Origin of the sequence: Streptomyces sp. NBC_01520, assembly GCF_045040375.1 — a bacterium.
GTDB lineage: Bacteria > Actinomycetota > Actinomycetes > Streptomycetales > Streptomycetaceae > Streptomyces.
This window is the reverse complement of the sequence record NZ_CP109404.1, coordinates 5,056,051-5,073,735: the sequence shown is the minus strand read 5'-3', so window position 1 is coordinate 5,073,735 and position 17,685 is coordinate 5,056,051. Positions and strand designations below refer to the sequence as shown.

At 71.8% G+C, this 17,685-nt stretch carries 18 protein-coding genes; 12 read left to right on the top strand and 6 right to left on the bottom strand.

Annotated features, from left to right (window positions below; all coding sequences use genetic code 11):
* Positions 1-105: 105 nt before the first annotated feature.
* The 6 genes from OG524_RS23235 to OG524_RS23210 all read left to right on the top strand — a co-directional run bounded on the left by OG524_RS23235 (position 106) and on the right by OG524_RS23210 (position 3,614).
* A complete protein-coding gene (locus OG524_RS23235; RefSeq protein WP_405388917.1) occupies positions 106-636 on the top strand; it encodes a MarR family winged helix-turn-helix transcriptional regulator in 531 nt (176 codons plus the stop codon).
* A 154-nt stretch (positions 637-790) separates the two neighbouring features.
* Entirely contained in the window at positions 791-1,240 is a 450-nt protein-coding gene (locus OG524_RS23230; RefSeq protein WP_405388918.1) for a sigma factor-like helix-turn-helix DNA-binding protein, read from the top strand.
* Positions 1,237-1,503, top strand: coding sequence for a hypothetical protein (locus OG524_RS23225; protein ID WP_405388919.1), 267 nt, complete (start codon positions 1,237-1,239; stop codon positions 1,501-1,503). Before OG524_RS23230 ends, OG524_RS23225 begins: the two co-directional genes overlap by 4 nt.
* A 71-nt stretch (positions 1,504-1,574) precedes the next feature.
* Positions 1,575-1,766, top strand: coding sequence for a DUF1059 domain-containing protein (locus OG524_RS23220; protein WP_405388920.1), 192 nt, complete (start codon positions 1,575-1,577; stop codon positions 1,764-1,766).
* A gap of 110 nt (positions 1,767-1,876) precedes the next feature.
* Positions 1,877-2,821, top strand: coding sequence for an intradiol ring-cleavage dioxygenase (locus tag OG524_RS23215; RefSeq protein WP_405388921.1), 945 nt, complete (start codon positions 1,877-1,879; stop codon positions 2,819-2,821).
* Complete coding sequence (locus OG524_RS23210) at positions 2,799-3,614, top strand: triphosphoribosyl-dephospho-CoA synthase (RefSeq protein WP_405388922.1); 816 nt, start codon at positions 2,799-2,801, stop codon at positions 3,612-3,614. Before OG524_RS23215 ends, OG524_RS23210 begins: the two co-directional genes overlap by 23 nt.
* Before the next feature lie 67 nt (positions 3,615-3,681).
* Here OG524_RS23210 and OG524_RS23205 read toward each other — a convergent pair whose 3' ends face one another.
* Positions 3,682-4,827 (bottom strand): cystathionine gamma-synthase, encoded by a 1,146-nt coding sequence (locus OG524_RS23205; protein ID WP_405388923.1) that lies wholly within the window; start codon positions 4,825-4,827, stop codon positions 3,682-3,684.
* 68 nt (positions 4,828-4,895) lie between these two features.
* Here OG524_RS23205 and OG524_RS23200 point away from each other — a divergent pair, with 68 nt between their 5' ends.
* The 4 genes from OG524_RS23200 (at position 4,896) to OG524_RS23185 (ending at position 8,216) form a co-directional block, all read left to right on the top strand.
* Positions 4,896-5,999, top strand: coding sequence for a hypothetical protein (locus OG524_RS23200; RefSeq protein ID WP_405811608.1), 1,104 nt, complete (start codon positions 4,896-4,898; stop codon positions 5,997-5,999).
* Positions 6,000-6,084: 85 nt separating this feature from the next.
* Positions 6,085-6,795 carry a peptide-methionine (S)-S-oxide reductase MsrA gene (gene msrA, locus OG524_RS23195; RefSeq protein ID WP_405811607.1) on the top strand — a complete coding sequence of 237 codons (711 nt, stop codon included), beginning with the start codon at positions 6,085-6,087 and terminating at the stop codon, positions 6,793-6,795.
* Positions 6,796-6,970: 175 nt separating this feature from the next.
* Complete coding sequence (locus OG524_RS23190) at positions 6,971-7,609, top strand: ATP-dependent Clp protease proteolytic subunit (protein ID WP_405388926.1); 639 nt, start codon at positions 6,971-6,973, stop codon at positions 7,607-7,609.
* A 1-nt stretch (position 7,610) separates the two neighbouring features.
* Positions 7,611-8,216, top strand: coding sequence for a ClpP family protease (locus OG524_RS23185; protein WP_405388927.1), 606 nt, complete (start codon positions 7,611-7,613; stop codon positions 8,214-8,216).
* A 7-nt stretch (positions 8,217-8,223) separates the two neighbouring features.
* Here the strand turns inward: OG524_RS23185 and OG524_RS23180 are convergent, their stop codons facing one another.
* The 3 genes from OG524_RS23180 to OG524_RS23170 all read right to left on the bottom strand — a co-directional run bounded on the left by OG524_RS23180 (position 8,224) and on the right by OG524_RS23170 (position 11,706).
* Positions 8,224-8,622 carry a helix-turn-helix domain-containing protein gene (locus tag OG524_RS23180; protein ID WP_405811606.1) on the bottom strand — a complete coding sequence of 133 codons (399 nt, stop codon included), beginning with the start codon at positions 8,620-8,622 and terminating at the stop codon, positions 8,224-8,226.
* 131 nt (positions 8,623-8,753) lie between these two features.
* Entirely contained in the window at positions 8,754-10,217 is a 1,464-nt protein-coding gene (locus tag OG524_RS23175) for an RICIN domain-containing protein (RefSeq protein WP_405388929.1), read from the bottom strand.
* Between the two features lie 52 nt (positions 10,218-10,269).
* Positions 10,270-11,706: a pectinesterase family protein gene (locus OG524_RS23170; RefSeq protein WP_405388930.1), complete on the bottom strand. Its 1,437-nt coding sequence runs from the start codon at positions 11,704-11,706 to the stop codon at positions 10,270-10,272.
* Between the two features lie 269 nt (positions 11,707-11,975).
* On the opposite strand from OG524_RS23170, the gene OG524_RS23165 reads away from it, so the two are divergent.
* Positions 11,976-14,123, top strand: a complete 2,148-nt coding sequence (locus OG524_RS23165; RefSeq protein WP_405811605.1) for a sigma-70 family RNA polymerase sigma factor — start codon at positions 11,976-11,978, stop codon at positions 14,121-14,123.
* Between the two features lie 64 nt (positions 14,124-14,187).
* Positions 14,188-14,619: a YrdB family protein gene (locus OG524_RS23160; protein ID WP_405388932.1), complete on the top strand. Its 432-nt coding sequence runs from the start codon at positions 14,188-14,190 to the stop codon at positions 14,617-14,619.
* A 114-nt stretch (positions 14,620-14,733) separates the two neighbouring features.
* Here the strand turns inward: OG524_RS23160 and OG524_RS23155 are convergent, their stop codons facing one another.
* Together OG524_RS23155 and gdhA are read right to left on the bottom strand one after the other, a co-directional pair.
* Positions 14,734-15,936 (bottom strand): hypothetical protein, encoded by a 1,203-nt coding sequence (locus OG524_RS23155; RefSeq protein WP_405388933.1) that lies wholly within the window; start codon positions 15,934-15,936, stop codon positions 14,734-14,736.
* A gap of 158 nt (positions 15,937-16,094) precedes the next feature.
* Entirely contained in the window at positions 16,095-17,474 is a 1,380-nt protein-coding gene (gene gdhA / locus OG524_RS23150; protein WP_405388934.1) for an NADP-specific glutamate dehydrogenase, read from the bottom strand.
* Positions 17,475-17,685: the final 211 nt, after the last annotated feature.

The window sequence follows — 17,685 nt, the reverse complement described above, 5'->3', positions numbered from 1 at the left end:
CCTGCGGTGGTGTCCACAGGTTTGTGCAGCGCTGGTACGCGTTGCCCCGTGGCCGCGTACTCTGTCCCCCACCCATCCGACACCGCACGAAGAGAGCCCCCGGCCATGCCCCCTCAGGACATGACGACTGCCGCGTCTCCTTCCGGGGGCGCCGCCCCCGGACACCCGGGAACGGACCACCTCCTCGACGCACTCCAGCACCAGGTGGCCGTCTTCGCCCGCCGCGCCGAGCAGACCCGCCTCGGGGGTGTCGGCCAGGTCCGCAACTCCATGGACCGGGCCGCCTACCTGCTGCTCAACCGGCTCGACCTGGAAGGCCCGATGGGCGTGAAGGCACTGGCCGCGGGCATGGGGATCGACTCCTCGACCGTGACCCGGCAGGTCGCGCCGCTCGTCGACACCGGTCTGGTCAAGCGCACCTCGCACCCGGAGGACGGGCGGGCGGTCGTCCTGCAGCTGTCGCCGCGCGGCCAGGCCCGTCTGGAGGAGGTCCGTGCCTCGCGGCGCGAGCTGATGTCCCAGGTGACCGAGGGCTGGAGCGAGGAGGAGCGCGACACGTTCTGCTCCCTGCTCACCCGTTTCAACGGGTCGCTGGCCGCCCGGCAGGCCGTGCACCAGCCGGCGCACGACAGCTGACCGCCGCCGTGGCCCCGGGCACCCGGGCGGCGCCACGGTTCCGGGCCCGATCCGAACCGTGACGGCTGCCCGGCCCGAAGCGTGCCGGGCCCGATCCGAACCGTGACGGACGGCCTCTTGACCCGGGTGCACCGCCGGGTCTCCGATGAGGTCCATGCGACAGCGGCACGCGGCGGAGGGCCGCCGCGACCAGGAGTTCGAGGCTTTCGTGGCGGGCGCGGCCGGACGGCTGCTGCACACCGCCACCCTCCTCACCTGTGAACCCGTCGCCCCGCCAGGGTCGAACGTCCGCGCCCGGCAGTTGCTGACCGCCGCCCTCGCGCGTACGTACGCGGACTGGGACCGGCTGCGCGGCGAGGACCCGTACGACCGCACCCGTCAGGACCTCGTGCTCCGCTTCGCGCACGGCACCCGGCGCGATCACCGGCCACGCGGCGGGCTGCTCGACGGACTGACCCCGCAGGAACGCCTGGTCCTGGTGCTGCGCCTGTACGAGGAGATGGCGCCGGAGCAGACCGCGGCGCTGCTGGGGCTTCCCGTGGACCGGGTGCGGGTCGTCTGCTCCCGGGCCGTCGCCACGATGCGTTCCGGTGCGCGGCCGTGAACCGCGCCGACGCCGACGACACCCCCGACCACCGGGCTGACCAGGTCCGCCGGATGCTGCGGGGCGCGCACCCGCCGGTCCCGGCCGATCTCGCCCTGCGGGCGGCAAAGCGCGGGGCACGGCTGCTGCGCCGCCGCCGGGTGGGGCACCGGCTGGTGGTGTGCCTGCTGTGGGCGGTGGTGGCCGCGCTCGTGGTGTGGGCGGGGACGGCCGAGCCGTGGACGACGCCGCCCGCCTCGACGACTTCCCCGGACGGCTGGTGACGGCCGGTGTCCGCCTGAAGCCCGCGGATCTACCCTGGAAGGGACGGCACGGACGAGCCGAGGAGGTCGTTATGACACGGAAGATCGCGGACTGCCGGAACTACCCGAGCGTCTCGAACTGCTCCCTCGCCATCACCGGCGAGGAGGACGAAGTCGTACGGGCGGCCGCCGAGCACGCCGTCTCGGTCCATGAGCACACGGACAGCCCCGAGCTGCGCGAGCAGATCCGGGCGTCGCTGGAGGACGAGAAGGCCACTGTCTGACGGCGGTGCGCGCAGGCCGTGACCGGCTGTTCACCCGGGGGGCCGTACGCACAGCCGCGTCACAGGCGTTGCACGGACTTCTCCCAAGTGGCCGCACTAGCGTCCGGCTCATGTACGAGAACGGTGTGAGCAGGCGGAAGGTCCTCACGGTGGGTGGCGCGGCGGCGGGGGTGGCGGGGCTGACCCTGGCCGGGTGCGGGAGTTCGGACACGAGTGCGTCGTCGGCCGGTGCCTCGGCATCGGCTTCGGCGTCCTCCGGGTCCGGGCAGTGCGTGCTGATGTCCAGCGTCACGGAGGGTCCCTACCACCTCGACGACGCCTTGGTGCGTAAGGACATCACCGACGGCAAGGAGGGTGTTCCGCTGACGGTGCGTCTGACGGTGCGGGACACGACCGAGTCGTGTGCCCCCGTCCCCGGAGCCGCGGTGGAGATCTGGCACTGCGACACCTGGGGCTACTACTCCGGCTACACCACCGCCAACCCCGGCGGCCAGGCTCCGGCGGAGAGTGAGGACACCAGCGGCGCGGACGACAAGACGTATCTGCGCGGCTACCAGATCGCGGGGGACGACGGGGTCGTGGAGTTCACCACGGTCTATCCGGGCTGGTACACCCCGCGCGTGACCCACATCCACGTCAAGGTGCACACCGGCGGCAAGAAGGACGACGGGACGTACGAGGGCGGCAAGGTCAACTACACGGGCCAGCTGTTCTTCGAGGACTCGTACGGTGAGGCCGTCTACAAGCTGTCCCCGTACGCGCAGCACGTCGGTACGCCCACGGCGCTCGACGACGACATGGTGTACGGCGGAGGCGGCGCCAAGGACGGTCTGACGACGGTCACCGGCGACGCCGACAAGGGGTTCGTCGCCACCCTGACCCTCGGGATCGACCCCGGCGCCGAGAACAGCGGTGCGGGCGACGGCGGAGGCAGCACACCGCCGAGCGGTGCCCCCAGCGGTACGCCGCCCACGGGAGCGCCCCCGAGCGGCGCCCCCACCGGTACGCCGCCCACCGGTACGCCGCCGAGCGATGTTCCCGGCAGTGCGTCGTAACGATCTCGCGGAGGCCGCGGTCGGCGCCCTCGTCGAGGCGGTGGCCCTCACACCCACGCCGGGTCTGACGGACAGCCGCAGCCCTGGGCCCGGGGCGTCCGACGCCGCCACGGCCCGGTGGGCGGCCAAGGCGCTGCACCCGGGCCTCGCGGCGATGGCCGCGGCAGCCGGGCGTACGGGTTCCGCCACCGGTGGGCTCCGCGAGGAGCTGGGGGCGATCGGCCGTGCCACCGAACGGTCGGCGCGGCGGGCCGCGTGCGGTGCGGTGCAGCACCGGGGCGCGATCTGGGCCCTGGGGCTCCTGGTCTCGGCAGCGGCACTGGAGCCGGGTGCGCGGGCCGCCGAGGTGACGGCCACGGCCAGGTCCCTCGCGCTGTTCCGCGACCGCAAGGCGCCGCGCGTCCCGTCCCCGGGCTCGTCGGTGGCCGCGCGCTACGGTGCGGCCGGGGCGAAGGGCGAGGCCAGGGCCGGTTTTCCACACGCCCGGCGGGCGCTGGAGACCCTGCGTGGCACGAGGGGGCGGGGGACCGGGGAGGAGGACGCCCGGCTGAACGCCCTGCTCGGCGTCATGAGCACGCTCCAGGACACCGGGCTCCTGCACGCTGCGGGCCCGCACGGCCTTCGCCGGGTCCAGGGCGGGGCGCGCGCGGTCCTGGAGGCGGGGGGCGCGGGGGCTGCCCGGGGCCGGGAAGCCCTCCGCACCTTGGACGAGGAGCTCCGGTCGCACGGGCTGCGGGCCGGCGGCAGCGAACCGCTGTTCGCGGCCGCCCTGTTCCTCGACCGGATCTGCTGACGACCGCGAGGCGCGCACGCCCTGCGGCGGCCGGGGGTCTTCCCGGCCGCCGCAGGGAGGCGGGTGTCTAGCCGAGCGCCTGCGTCAGGTCGGCCAGCAGGTCGTCGGCGTTCTCGATGCCGACGGACAGCCGCACCAGGTCGGCCGGCACCTCCAGCGGGGAGCCCGCTGCGGACGCGTGCGTCATCCGGCCCGGGTGCTCCAGCAGCGACTCGACGCCGCCGAGCGACTCACCGAGCGTGAACAGCTTGGCGCGGTTGCAGACCTCGACCGCCGCCTCCTCGCCGCCCGTGACACGGAAGGACACCATCCCGCCGAACGCCTTCATCTGCTTCGCGGCGATCTCGTGCCCGGGGTGCTCCGGCAGCCCCGGGTACAGGACCTGGGTCACCTTGGGGTGGCGGGTCAGCAGGTCGGCGACCTTGGTGGCGTTCTCGTCGTGCCGGTCCATGCGGACCGCGAGGGTCTTGATGCCGCGCAGCACCAGCCAGGCGTCGAACGGCCCGGCGACGGCGCCCATCGCGTTCTGGTGGTAGGCCAGTTCCTCGGCCAGCTCCGGGTCGCCGGTGACGAGCGCGCCGCCGACGACGTCCGAGTGGCCGCCCATGTACTTGGTGGTGGAGTGCACGACGACGTCCGCGCCGAGCGTGAGCGGCTGCTGGAGGTAGGGGCTGGCGAAGGTGTTGTCGACGACGAGACGCGCACCCGCCTGCCGTGCCACTCCGGCGACGGCGGCGATGTCCGTGATGCCGAGCAGCGGGTTCGACGGGGTCTCGACCCAGATCGCCTTGGTGCGGGGGCGGATCGCCGCCCGTACCGCGGACACGTCCGAGGTGTCGGCCACCGAGAACTCCACGCCCCAGCGCGAGGCGACCTTCGCGAACAGCCGGAACGTGCCGCCGTAGGCGTCGTTCGGGATGACCACGTGGTCGCCCGGTGTCAGCAGCGTACGCAGGAGGCAGTCCTCGGCGGCGAGGCCGGACGCGAAGGCGAGTCCGCGGCTGCCGCCCTCCAGGGCCGCCAGGTTCTCCTCCAGGGCGGTACGGGTCGGGTTGGCGCTGCGGCTGTACTCGTAGCCGCCGCGCAGTCCGCCGACACCGTCCTGCTTGTACGTGGACACCTGGTAGATCGGCGGGACCACTGCGCCGGTGAGGGGATCCGCCGTGTTGCCGGCGTGGATCGCGAGGGTCTCGAAGCTGTGCTGGTCGCTCATGAGCCCCGAGCGTAGTTCGTTCCGAGGGCACTTACGGGCCACTCCGCAGTCCGGGGACAATGGACCGCATGGAGATTCTGTGGTTCCTGCTCGCGCTGTGCATGCTCGCCGCGGTCGTCGGCCCGATCATGCTGCGCCGCCGTGGCGGCATCCGCCAGGTCGCGCCCGGTTCCCCCGACGCCGCCGACCCCGGCACGTACGGCTTCGTACGCCAGGAGGAGCTGGACGTCCGGATGCCGGGACCCGACCAGGACCTCATCGATGTCCTCGCCGTCGTGCAGGACACCCAGGAGTGGCGGGCCGCCTCCCAGCTCCTGGCGGGCACGCCGAAGGAGAGCGAGACCCGGTGGCAGCGGGTGCAGGCCTTCGCCGGGGCGGCCTCCCTGGAGCTGGCGCAGCGGCCCGGTGAGGGCGGGGCGTGGCTGCGGAAGTGGCGGGCCGAGGCCCCGAAGGACGCGGGCGCCGCGGCGGTGCACGCGGAGTTCCTGGTGCAGCAGGCGTGGCGGACCGGCACCGTGGGCACCGACGACTTCCGGATCATCCTGGAGGAGGCGCGTACGGTCTGCGGCGAGGCCGCCCTGCTGGCACCGGGCGACCCGGTCCCGTACATCGTGGAACTGGCCGTCGCCCGTGGACTGGGCTACTCCCACGAGCAGTTCGACCAGCTCTGGGTGAAGATCATCGACCGTGCGCCGGCGCACATGGGCGCGCACATCGCCGCCCTGCACTTCTGGTGCGAGAAGTGGCACGGTTCCCGTGAGGAGGCCGACCGCTTCGCGACGGCTGCCGCGGCCCGCGCCCCGCAGGGCTCGCTGCTCGCGGCGCTGCCGCTGTTCGCGGTGTACGAGCATCTGCCCGAGGTCAATCTGGTGCAGGGCTTCTACCAGGGCCTCGTGGTGACGAAGGCCGTCGAGGGTGCGATGTTCGCGGTGCACGCGGCCCGTGCCGACGACCCGATGCTCGCCCATGTGCGGCACCTGCTGGTCCTCTTCCTCGTCCGTACGGAGCGCTGGTCGGAGGCGGTGCACCAGCTCGTCCACATCGACGGTCACGTGGGCGCGCTGCCCTGGACGCAGAATTCGGATCCGGCCGCCGAGTACACGGTGTACCGGGCGCTTGCCGTGGCCGGGTACGAGGCGAACGGCGGCAGCCCGGCGACGCTGCCGCAGTAGCCGCCGACGGGTGAGGGACACCGGAATCCTCGGCGCCCCCTTCGCGTTGTACGGATCGAACACCGACCCCCGGAGGAGCCCCCGCATGTTCCTGAACCACCGCACCCCGCAGCTCCCCACCCCCGAGGAGGCCCTGCGCGGGCGTCCCGTCCCCGAATTCACCGTCCCGTCCCGGCACACGGTCCTCGGCAACCCGCTGACCGGCCCGTACCCGCAGGGGCTGGAGGTCGCCGACTTCGCGCTGGGCTGTTTCTGGGGTGCCGAGCGCAAGTTCTGGCAGACGGAGGGCGTGTGGACGACCCTCGTCGGCTACCAGGGCGGCTACACCGAGAACCCTTCGTACGAGGAGGCCTGCTCGGGTCTGACGGGTCACACGGAGGCGGTGCGTGTGGTCTTCGACCCGAAGGCCGTCAGCTACGCCGAGCTCCTGAAGCTCTTCTGGGAGTCCCACAACCCGACCCAGGGCTTCCGCCAGGGCAACGACGTGGGCACGCAGTACCGCTCGGCGATCTACACGCACTCCCCCGAGCAGGCGGAGGGCGCGGCCGCGGCCCGCGAGGCGTACCAGCGGGTCCTGACCGGTTCGGGCTTCCGCGAGATCACCACGGAGATCCTCCCGGCCGAGGGGCGCACCTTCTGGCCCGCCGAGGCGTACCACCAGCAGTACCTGGACAAGAACCCCGACGGCTACTGCGGCATCGGCGGCACGGGCGCCACCCTGGAGTTCCCGTCGGAGACGAACTGGGGCCGGGCCTGTCCCACGGGCATCGCCCCGGCACCGACCGCCGGCGACTGATCCCGCGCTGCCGGCTGCCGGTTCCCGCCTGCCGGCCTCCCGGCTCCGTGGCCCTCGGGCGCTCTCTGCCTGCGGCGAATCTGCCGTGGGCAGAGATTCCTGACGTGGCGGGCCTCCCGGGCCAAGAGTGGAGTGAGCGCGGCCGCACCGGCCGCCCCCGCCACCGGGAGGTCCGATGTCGCCCCACCCCGCCGCCCTGCCACGCGCCGCCGACGAGGACACACCGTCGACACGGTTCGACGACCACCTCGCCGCGCAGCTCCTCGCCCAGCGGATCGTCTTCCTGGGCACCCAGGTGGACGAGGTCTCCGCGAACCGGGTCTGCGCCCAGCTGCTGCTGCTGTCCGCCGAGGACCCGCGCACCGACATCAGCCTCTACATCAACAGTCCGGGCGGGTCCGTGACGGCCGGGCTGGCCATCTACGACACGATGCAGCTCGTCCCGAACGACGTCTCCACCCTCGCCATGGGGTTCGCCGCGTCCATGGGGCAGTTCCTGCTCACCGTCGGGACGCCGGGCAAGCGGTTCGCCCTGCCGAACGCGCGGATCATGATGCACCAGCCGTCGGCCGGCATCGGCGGCACCGCTTCCGACATCGCGATCCAGGCCGAGAACCTCGAATTCACGAAGCAGGCAGTCGAGCGGATCACGGCGGCGCACACCGGGCAGTCCGCGGAGACGGTCTCCCGGGACGGCGACCGGGACCGGTGGTTCACGGCCGGGCAGGCGAAGGCGTACGGCATGGTCGACCACGTCGTCGAGTCGCTCGACGACGTGCGCCCGGCCGGTTCGCGGCGACGGCTGGGGATCTGACATGGGCCAGTACACGATCCCGAGCGTCGTCGAGCGCACCCCGCTGGGGGAACGGTCCTACGACGTCTTCAGCCGTCTCCTGTCGGAGCGGATCATCTTCATCGGTACGGAGATCGACGACGGGGTGGCCAACGTCGTCATCGCCCAGCTGCTCCACCTGGAGTCGTCGAGCCCGGGGACCGAGATCGCGATCTACCTCAACTCCCCGGGCGGCTCGTTCACTTCGCTGATGGCGATCTACGACACGATGACCTTCGTCTCGGCTCCGATCGCGACGTACTGCGTGGGGCAGGCGGCCTCGACCGCCGCGGTGCTCCTGGCCGGCGGCGATCAGGGACGGCGGTTCGTCCTGGAGCACTCCCGGGTGCTGCTGGGACAGCCGGCCAGCGGTGGGCAGCAGGGCACGGTCTCCGACCTCCGGCTGCACGCCAGGGAGATGCTGCGGATCCGCTCGCAGGTCGAGGAGGTCCTGGCCCGGCACACCCCGCACGATCCGGCGACCCTGCGGGCGGACACCGACAGGGACAGGATCTTCACGGCCCAGGACGCGGTGGCGTACGGCCTCGCGGACGAGGTCCTCAGCCGCCGGGTCCCGGCCACCGCCTGACCCGGCATCAGGCGGCCAGCCGCACCTCGCCCAGGGAGGCGCGGGCCGGGGACATGCGGGCCGGGGACGTCCGGGAGGCCGCGGTGCTGCGGCGGCCGAGCTCCCCCTGGGCCAGGGACAGCACATCGGCCAGTCCGAGGCCGAGCGAACGGGCGGCTGCCGCGAGGACCTCTGAGGAGGCCTCCTTGCGGCCGCGCTCGATCTCGGAGAGGTACGGCATCGAGATCCGGGCGTCCTCGGCCACGTCCTTGAGCGTCCGCTCCTGTGCGAGCCGCTCGCGGCGCAGCACGTCCCCGACGACGTCCCGCCAGAGCGGCTCTCTGGCGGCGGGCGCGGGGCCCGGTGCCGTGGCGGGGACAGGACGCAGGGGGATGACACGGGCTCGGTTCTGCGCGTGGCTGCTCATCTCCCCAGCCTAGGAGCGCCGCGCCCGGCGCGGGAGGTGGAAGCGTTCCGCGCCGGGCGAATCTGCTGTTGGCTAAGCCGGGTGTGCTGCGACGGGTCCGGGTCCTACGGGTCCGGGTCCTACAGGTCCGGTCACTTGCCGATGGTGCTCTGCGGGCCGCCGTACTGCTGGAGCAGGGCGGGGACGTCCGCGGCCGGGTCCAGCGTGTAGCTGTAGTGGTCGCCCGGCTTGAAGGTCGTCCCGTTGGTCTGCTGCTTGCCGGTGCACGAGACGCAGATGCTGCCCGTCTGGGTCAGGGTTGCCGCCGAGGTGTCGATGTTGTACGGGTTGGCGACGTTCCGGTAGTAGCTGTTCTCGATGACGGTCTTCGAGGCGCCGCGCGAGAGGTTTCCGTACGAGGTGATGTTCTGCATGTAGTTGTTGTAGAGGTGGGCGTACGCGACGTTGTCGATGCTGGGGTTGCGCTGGTTGGTGTCGTGGATCCAGTTGTGGTGGATGGTCATCCGGGCGGTGACGTTCTCCGTCCAGCCGATGCCGAAGGCCTTGTTCTGCTCGCCCATGACGTTCCAGGAGACGGTGAGGTAGCTGGTGTCCTTGCGGCTGTCGATGAGGCCGTCGTTCATCCGCTCGATGCGGTTGTGGTCGATCCAGATGTGGTCGGCGGTGTCCATCTGGATGCCGTCGTAGTCGTAGTCCTTGTCATCCGGGTCGTCCGCGGCCATCCGGGTGTCACGGATGGTGAGGTTGCGGATGATGACGTTGTGGACGCCGGTGCCCAGGAAGAAGCCGCCGCCGACGATCTGCCCGGAGGTACCGACACCGATGAGGGTCTTGTCGGACTTCACGGGTATCTCGTGCCCGTACGGGGTGACCGTGATCGCGGACGCCACCTTGATGACGTAGGGCGTGGAAGCGGTGGCGTACTTCACCAGGTCGGCGAAGTTCGTGACGGTGACGGTGGGGCCGGCCGCCCCTCCGGTGGTGCCGCCTCCTGTGGCGGCGAAGCCGTCGGCCTTGTCGGACCAGGTGCGCCCCCCGGACACGGGCTGGAAGGCCCACTGCTTGTTGCTGTTGGCGGTGCAGGTCTCCTGGATGATCGCCGCACCGCTCGCGGTGGACGCGCCCTTGTCACTCATGCACAGACCGCTGTTGACGTTGATGATCTGGTACGTCCCCGTGCCGCTCGGGGTCAGCGTCCACTGCTGGTTGGTCTGCCCGGCACACCCCCACTGCTGGAGCTGCACCCCGCTCACCGTCGAGTAGTCGGGCACATCCACGCACTTACCACTCTGCTTGTTCACCAGCCGGTACCGCCCCGAACCGTCCGCGGTCAGCGTGAACTGCTGCCACGCGGCCCCCTCCGTACAACCCCACTGCTGCAACAACGCACCGTTCGCCCCCGACGCCGCCGGCACATCCACGCACTTACCACTCGTCTTCACCACCAGCTGATAGACACCGCCCGCGGGCGGCAGCTCCGCCGCACCCGCTGTCGACACCAGACCCCCGGCAAGGACACCTCCGACGGCCAGCAGCAGCGACGTCACCAGGGCTCCGAGCCCCAGCGTCCTCCGCCTGTTCCTGTGCTTGCGCATGCTTTCTTTCCTCTCGAACGGGATGCGTAGGAATTCGGATGCGGCGGCCCGGTCAGCGCACCGGGTTCCAGCCGTCCGTGCCGGCCAGGTACTTCTGCGGCGTGTAGTTCGCTGCCTGGGCGTCCGTCATTTGCGGGCGGTTGCCGTTGACGGTGGCTCCGGCGCCGGTGTTGCGGTATTCGGAGAACCGGGCGTTCTTCCACGAGTTGGTGGACATGTCCGTCCACGGCTGCGCGGTGGCGAGGGCCGAGGAGATGGAGGTCTCGCGGTAGAGGACCTGAGCGTCGGCGCGCCAGGGGCGGCCCAGCTGGGTGGTGTTCGCCACGGCACCGGTCACGGAGGACCGGTAGAACAGGAATCCGTACGCCCTGTCCGCAGGGGTGCTCGCCGCGGTGATCGGGCCGCCGGTGCTGCGCTTCTCGTGGATGGTGGAGGTGTGGAACACGGCGATGCCACCGCCGTAGATGAAGTCCACCGTGCCTTCGACGTAGGAATCCACCACGTACGCACGGGCACTGTTGTTCACCAGGAAGGTGTCCTGGTCGCCGAGCAGCCTGACGTCGTCCAGGACGGCGCGGTCGGCGTCGAGGTAGAGGGCGAGCGCCTGGTCGCCGGTGTCGGAGCTGTTCTCGTCGAAGTCGTTCGCCATGGTCAGGTTGAGGGCCTGGAAGTCGTGGCCCTTGGCGACGACGGTGGCCGATCCCGCGGTGCCGTAGGTGCCTGCGTTGCGGTTGCCGATGACGACCACGTCGTCCGCCGAGTCGCCGGTTCCCTTCAGGGTGATGAAGGGCTTGTCGACGGGGATGGTCACCTGCTCGCGGTAGGTGCCGGGCTTGATGGTGATGGTGACGCGGCTCGCGTTGCCGGTGCCGACGGCGTTCACCGCGGCCTGGACCGTCCGGTAGGTGCCGGTTCCGTCGGAGGCGACGGTGGTCGGGCCGGTGGAACCGCCGACCGGTTTGAAGGCCCACTGCTTGTTGCTGTTGGCGGTGCAGGTCTCCTGGATGATCGCCGCACCGCTCGCGGTGGACGCGCCCTTGTCACTCATGCACAGACCGCTGTTGACGTTGATGATCTGGTACGTCCCCGTGCCGCTCGGGGTCAGCGTCCACTGCTGGTTGGTCTGCCCGGCACACCCCCACTGCTGGAGCTGCACCCCGCTCACCGTCGAGTAGTCGGGCACATCCACGCACTTACCACTCTGCTTGTTCACCAGCCGGTACCGCCCCGAACCGTCCGCGGTCAGCGTGAACTGCTGCCACGCGGCCCCCTCCGTACAACCCCACTGCTGCAACAACGCACCGTTCGCCCCCGACGCCGCCGGCACATCCACGCACTTACCACTCGTCTTCACCACCAGCTGGTACACGCCCCCTGCCGCCGGCAGCGCAGCCGCCCCGGCGGTCGGCACCAGACCGCCGGCCAGCAGCAGGGCGGCCGGCAGGCTGAGGGCCAGGACGCGTCGTCCCTTGTTCGGTTTCTCGGTCATTGTTCGCTCCTCCAGATGGACGGGTGGGTGCGGTGCTTTGGAGCCGTAGCGCCCAGGTAGATGCGGGGGGCGGGAGGGGATGACAGAAATCCGGAAGAAACTTCTGCCGGAACCGAAGAGGCATGTGTGACTGAAGTGGCGTGAGTGGTGAATGAGCGGCTTTACGCCCAGGAGCTGTTGTGCCACGATGCGTGGCTCCGGGGCCCCTTCGGCCGCTTGTTCGGGGCCATCCGGTGACCGGCCCCGAATCGACAGGGAGCCGGGACGGAATGACGCACAGCGGGACCGGCCCTGCGGGGCGCGGCAGCACTGCGGAGCTGGTGCGGGACGCCGTGAGTGGCGACTCCGGGGCGCTCGATGAACTGCTGGCCGCCCACCTGCCGTTGGTCTACGGGATCGTCGGGCGGGCGCTCAACGGTCACGCCGACGTGGACGACCTGGTGCAGGAGGTGATGCTGCGGATCGTCCGTGGTCTGCCGACGCTGCGCGAGCCGGAGCGCTTCCGCTCCTGGGCGGTGGCCATCGCGTACCGGGAGATCCAGCAGCACCAGCGGCGGACGTTCCGCGACCGCTTCCGGCGGGACGAGGTGGCGGAGGTCGCCGATCCGCTCACGGACTTCGCCGAGCGCACCGTCGCCGAGCTCGAACTCACCGGGCAGCGCAGGGATCTGGCCCGTGCGGCCCGCTGGCTGGACGCGGACGACCGGCGACTGCTCGCGCTGTGGTGGGAGGAGGAGGCCGGCCGGCTCACCCGGGCCGAGGTCGCCCGTGCCGTGGGCCTGGACACCGGGCACACGGCGGTCCGGATCCGGCGGATGAAGGTCCAGCTGGAGGCCGCGCGTACGGTCGTGTGCGCGCTCGCCGTCACTCCCCGCTGCCCCGCGCTGGCCGATGCCGCCCACGGCTGGGACGGCGGCACGGGTGCGCTCTGGCGCAAGCGGCTGACCCGCCATGTGCGGGGCTGCCCGCAGTGCGGGGAGCAGGGGGCGGGGCTGGTCTCGCCGGAGAAGCTGCTGCCCGGACTGGGGCTCGTGCCGTTGCCCGGTGGGCTGCTGGCCGGGATGCGGCACACCGTCGAGACGGCGGCCTCGGTGGGGCAGACGGTCGCGGGGCGGGTCCGCGACTACGTCACGGCGAAATCGGTCACGGCGTCGGTGGCCGTGCTCGCGGTGGTCACCGGGGGTCTGACCTACCCGGTGTGGCACTCCCCCGCCCCCTCACCGCGGGCGGCGGCGCCGGCCGCGAGCCGTCCCGCGCAGCGGGCTGCCCCTGCGCCGTCCCGTCCGGCACCGGTGCGTTCCGTCGCGGCATCGGTCTCCGGCAGCCCCTCGGCGGCAGCGACGGCCGCGAGCTCCGGGGGTGCGATCGGTGTGACCCGCGCGGACATCTATCTCGCGCCCGACGGGTCGGACTCCGGGGACGGCAGCCGGGCCCGGCCGTACGCCACGCTCGGCAAGGCGGTGTCGGTGGTCCGCCCCGGGCAGACCATCGCGATGCGTGGCGGCACCTACCGCCCGGACCAGGGCGTCGCCATCACCACGGACGGCACCCCCGGCCGCCGCATCACGCTCAGCAACGTCCGGGGCGAACGGCCGGTGATCGACGCCTCGGGTGTCCCCGCGACGGCCTGGGCGGTCACGCAGCAGGCGGACCACTGGACCGTGCAGGGGCTGGAGATCCAGGGTTCGACGAGTCACGCGTACGTCTGCCGGGGCTGTCGGGACACCGTCTTCCGGGGGCTGTCCCTGCACGACAACGCCAAGTCCGGGCTCACCCTGCGCGACTCCGGCACGGAGGACAACACCGTGCTGGACAGCGACTTCCACTCCAACGGGCCGAAGCCCGGAGCCGGGGTCGGCCTGGCGGTCAAGTTCGGCTCCGGCGGGGGCAACGTGGTCCGGGGCTGCCGCGCCTTCGGCAACGGGGCCGACGGCATCGACCTCGGCGGGTTCACCACCCCCGTGACCGTGGAGAACACCTGGTCCTACCGCAACGGCAACGGCTTCACCCTCGGCGGGGGCAACACCGCCGCCTCGGTGGCGCATGTGCTCACCGACGACGCCGCGTGGGACAACGCCGGGCTGGGCTTCAACGACGAGGGCAACTCCGGCGCCGTCCGACTCACCCGCAACACGGCCTTCCGCAACGGAACCGGCTTCTACCTGGCCAGCTCGTCCGCCGTGCTGAACGCGAACGCGGCTGTGGACAACACCGAGGGACCGGAGCCGGTACTGGCGGACTCCGCCCGTTCCGAGGGCAACACCTGGGACGGCGGGGGCGGGAGCCCGTCGATGTTCGCCACGACCGATCCGGCCACCGCCGAGTCGCCGCGTTCCGCCGACGCGGCGCTGCCCCGGACCTCCTTCCTGGCCCCGGCCGGGCAGCAGCCCGGGGCACGCATGGCCGAAGGCTCCTGAGATGGCGCGGGCACGTGGCACCCTTGCACGCAAAAGACCTCGACCGAAGGGGAGTTCGGATCCGATGACGGCGAGCGACGACCGCAGCCACCTCACCACCCTGCGGGGCCGTCCGTGGTTCGCCGCGAACGAGGTGCTCGCCTTCGTCCTCGAACTGCTCGCGATCGGCTGCCTGGCCCGGTGGGGCTTCACGGCCGTTGACGGCTGGGCGGCCTCCCTGCTGCTGGGTCTGGGCACACCCGCTGCCGCCGTCACCCTGTGGGCACTGTTCGCCGCGCCCCGCGCCCGGTTCCCGCTGCCGCTCACGGGCGTCCTCGCGGTGAAGACGCTGGTGCTGGGCGGCGCGGCGGCAGCCGTGTACGGGACGGGGCATCCGGTGGCGGCCGTGGCCCTCGCGGTGGTGCCGGCGGCGAACACGGGCTGCGCGGAGTACTTCCGGCGCGGCTCCGGTCACGGCGTGACGGGTGCGGGTGCCGGTCAGGACGTCAGGACGTGACCGGTGCGGTCACGGCGTGACGGGTGCGGGCGCCCGTCAGAACGTCACGACGTGACGGGTGCGGGCGCCCGTCAGAACGTCACGACGTGACGGGTGCGGGCGCCCGTCAGAACGTCACGACGTCACGACGTAGCAGGTGTAGGCGCCGGTCACCGTCGTCCCGGTTCCTCCCCCGCCCATCGAGACGGTGGTCTCGGAGGAGCCGTAGTACGAGTAGCCGCCCTTGTCGACGGCGTCGCGCAGCCAGGCGGCCGGGGCCCTGTCGTGTGCGCGCCCGCACTGCTCGTCGGCGTACGCGTCCCCGCTCTTCTCCGCCGCGTCCCCGGGGAAGGCCCGGTCCACCTCGGTCTGCGCGAGTACACGCATGTCGTGGCTCTCCGCGCAGTCGACCGGGCGTACGACCCCGCTGCTGCCGAGTCCCGTGTCGGTGGCGGCGCACTGCCCCGCCTTCAGGCCGCTCACGGGGGCCAGCGCCTTCTGCGCGTCCTCGACGCCCTTGGCCGGCTTCCGGTGCCGGACCGGCTTGCCGAACGCGCCGAGTTCGTACGTGGCCCGCAGGGTCCTGATGGCTCCGGTGGGAACGTTCTCCTCGTGCAGGCCGACGAGTACGGGCCCGAGGTCGGCGGTCACCTCGGTGAGCCGGCCCTCGGAATCGAGCACCACCGTCAGTTCCACCGGGTCGCCGCCGGCGGTCCGGAGCTCCGGGGGCAGTATTTCCGACACGGTCTCGGGGAGTGCGGTCACCCGGTAGAGGCGGCTGCCGTCCGTCTGCCGCTCGGGGGCCTGGCGGGGGATCGTCCGGGGGACGAGGTCGGCGAGGGTGCCGCCGTACGGCGCCACGTCGCCCGCGGCGTGCGCGGCCACCCCCCGGGTCGCCTCGCCGAGTCCCGTGATCGCCTCGGGTGTGTAGCGCAGCCAGGCGGCGGTGCCGCGCCGGACGTAGACGTCGTCGCCCTCGGTGGCCAGGGTCTGCTCGACGGTCGTCCCCGGCTCCCCGACAAACTGGGCGGCGGTCCGGTGGAAGCGCCGGTCCACCTTGAGGCTGACGTTCGCGAGCGAGGTCCCCTCCGTGTAGTCCAGGCTGCCCTCGGTGCGCTGCACGGCGTCACCGGTGTTCGTCCCGTACGTGAGGGTGGAGACGAAGGCGGCGGTGCCCGCCTTGCGTGTCACCTCCGTCGCCGCGTGGAACTGGTCGGCCAGCGGCTGCCCGTAGACGGCCTCCCCCGGTTCCGCGTCGTTCCCCGCGCCGCACGCGGCTGTGCCGACGAGTACCGACGTCAGCGCCAGCACGGTTCTCCAGCGTCTTGCAGTGTCCACGTTCCCCACCCCTTGTACGTGCTCCGAGCAGGCATTCTTCTCGGTGCGGCCGGTCCGCGCGAGCACAGGGTGATCACGAAACCCGCAGGTCGGGTGGGTGCGAAGGGTGCCCGGGGCGCGCGCCGCGCCCCGGGCTGTCGACGCCTGAGGCCCGTGGCTCAGATGAGGCCCTGCGCCAGCATCGCGTCCGCGACGAGCTCGAAGCCCGCGATGTTCGCACCCACCACGTAGTTGCCGGGGCTGCCGTAGCGCTCGGCGGTGGTGTAGCAGGAGTCGTGGATGTGGCGCATGATCTCGGCGAGGCGCTGCTCGGTGTGGGCGAAGGTCCAGGAGTCGCGCGAGGCGTTCTGCTGCATCTCCAGGGCGCTGGTGGCCACGCCGCCCGCGTTGGCCGCCTTGCCGGGGGCGAAGGCGACGCCCGCTTCCTGGAAGACGCGGACGGCCTCGGGGGTGGTGGGCATGTTGGCGCCCTCGGCGACGGCCTTGACCCCGTTGCGTACGAGGGTGAGGGCGTCGGCCTCGTGGAGTTCGTTCTGGGTGGCGCAGGGCAGTGCCACGTCCACGGGGACGTTCCAGACGCCCGTGCCCTCGACGTACCGCACGTGTGCGCCGCGCCGCGCGGCGTACTCGGAGACACGGCCCCGGCCCGTCTCCTTGATCTCCTTGAGCAGGGCGAGGTCGATGCCCTTCTCGTCCACGACGTAGCCGCCGGAGTCCGAGCACGTGACGACACTCGCGCCGAGCTGCTGGGCCTTCTCGATGGCGTAGATCGCGACGTTGCCCGAGCCGGACACGGCGATGCGCCTGCCGTCGAGGCTGTCGCCCTGGCTGCGGAGCATTTCGGCGGTGAACAGGACGCAGCCGTAGCCGGTCGCCTCGGTGCGCACCAGGGCGCCGCCCCAGCCGAGGCCCTTGCCGGTGAGGACGCCGGACTCGTAGCGGTTGGTGATCCGCTTGTACTGGCCGAACAGGTAGCCGATCTCCCGGCCGCCCACACCGATGTCACCGGCGGGGACGTCGGTGTACTCGCCCAGGTGGCGGTGGAGTTCGGTCATGAAGGACTGGCAGAAGCGCATGATCTCGGCGTCGGAGCGGCCCTTGGGGTCGAAGTCCGCGCCGCCCTTGCCGCCGCCGATCGGCATGCCGGTGAGGGCGTTCTTGAAGATCTGCTCGAAGCCGAGGAACTTCACGATCCCGAGGTTGACCGAGGGGTGGAAGCGCAGTCCGCCCTTGTACGGGCCGAGCGAGCTGGAGAACTCGACGCGGAAGCCGCGGTTGACGTGGATGTCGCCGGAGTCGTCCGACCACGGCACCCGGAAGATGAGCTGCCGCTCGGGCTCGCAGATCCGCTCGATGATCCGCGCGTCCACGAACTCCGGGCGCTGCGCCAGCACCGGGCCGAGGGTTTCGAGGACTTCGCGTACCGCCTGGTGGAATTCCCTCTCGCCCTGGTTGCGGCGGAGGATCTGGGCGTACAGCGGCTCGATGACACGGCTCTCGGCGGTGTTCGGGGTGACGGAGTGGGAGCTGGCCGGCATCTGATCAAGACCTTCCGTGGGTGGACGTCATGCGCGTCGGCGCTCCCGTCCCTGGGGCGCCGCGGGTCCTCCTCCCGGAGGAGAGCCCCACGGCAGCGACGCTGCTCCCGGGGACGTACGGAACCGTTGCACCGGTTAATTGTCCCAGTACCCACCGAAGATCTTCATCGGCATCCACATGCCGGCCGCGGGTCACCTCGTGCGCGGGGCC

Coding starts and splice junctions, on each gene's coding strand:
- OG524_RS23235 (WP_405388917.1), top strand. CDS start 106: ATGCCCCCTCAGGACATGACGACTGCCGCGTCTCCTTCCGGGGGCGCC.
- OG524_RS23230 (WP_405388918.1), top strand. CDS start 791: ATGCGACAGCGGCACGCGGCGGAGGGCCGCCGCGACCAGGAGTTCGAG.
- OG524_RS23220 (WP_405388920.1), top strand. CDS start 1,575: ATGACACGGAAGATCGCGGACTGCCGGAACTACCCGAGCGTCTCGAAC.
- OG524_RS23215 (WP_405388921.1), top strand. CDS start 1,877: ATGTACGAGAACGGTGTGAGCAGGCGGAAGGTCCTCACGGTGGGTGGC.
- OG524_RS23210 (WP_405388922.1), top strand. CDS start 2,799: ATGTTCCCGGCAGTGCGTCGTAACGATCTCGCGGAGGCCGCGGTCGGC.
- OG524_RS23205 (WP_405388923.1), bottom strand. CDS start 4,827: ATGAGCGACCAGCACAGCTTCGAGACCCTCGCGATCCACGCCGGCAAC.
- OG524_RS23200 (WP_405811608.1), top strand. CDS start 4,896: ATGGAGATTCTGTGGTTCCTGCTCGCGCTGTGCATGCTCGCCGCGGTC.
- msrA (WP_405811607.1), top strand. CDS start 6,085: ATGTTCCTGAACCACCGCACCCCGCAGCTCCCCACCCCCGAGGAGGCC.
- OG524_RS23190 (WP_405388926.1), top strand. CDS start 6,971: ATGTCGCCCCACCCCGCCGCCCTGCCACGCGCCGCCGACGAGGACACA.
- OG524_RS23185 (WP_405388927.1), top strand. CDS start 7,611: ATGGGCCAGTACACGATCCCGAGCGTCGTCGAGCGCACCCCGCTGGGG.
- OG524_RS23180 (WP_405811606.1), bottom strand. CDS start 8,622: ATGAGCAGCCACGCGCAGAACCGAGCCCGTGTCATCCCCCTGCGTCCT.
- OG524_RS23175 (WP_405388929.1), bottom strand. CDS start 10,217: ATGCGCAAGCACAGGAACAGGCGGAGGACGCTGGGGCTCGGAGCCCTG.
- OG524_RS23170 (WP_405388930.1), bottom strand. CDS start 11,706: ATGACCGAGAAACCGAACAAGGGACGACGCGTCCTGGCCCTCAGCCTG.
- OG524_RS23165 (WP_405811605.1), top strand. CDS start 11,976: ATGACGCACAGCGGGACCGGCCCTGCGGGGCGCGGCAGCACTGCGGAG.
- OG524_RS23160 (WP_405388932.1), top strand. CDS start 14,188: ATGACGGCGAGCGACGACCGCAGCCACCTCACCACCCTGCGGGGCCGT.
- gdhA (WP_405388934.1), bottom strand. CDS start 17,474: ATGCCGGCCAGCTCCCACTCCGTCACCCCGAACACCGCCGAGAGCCGT.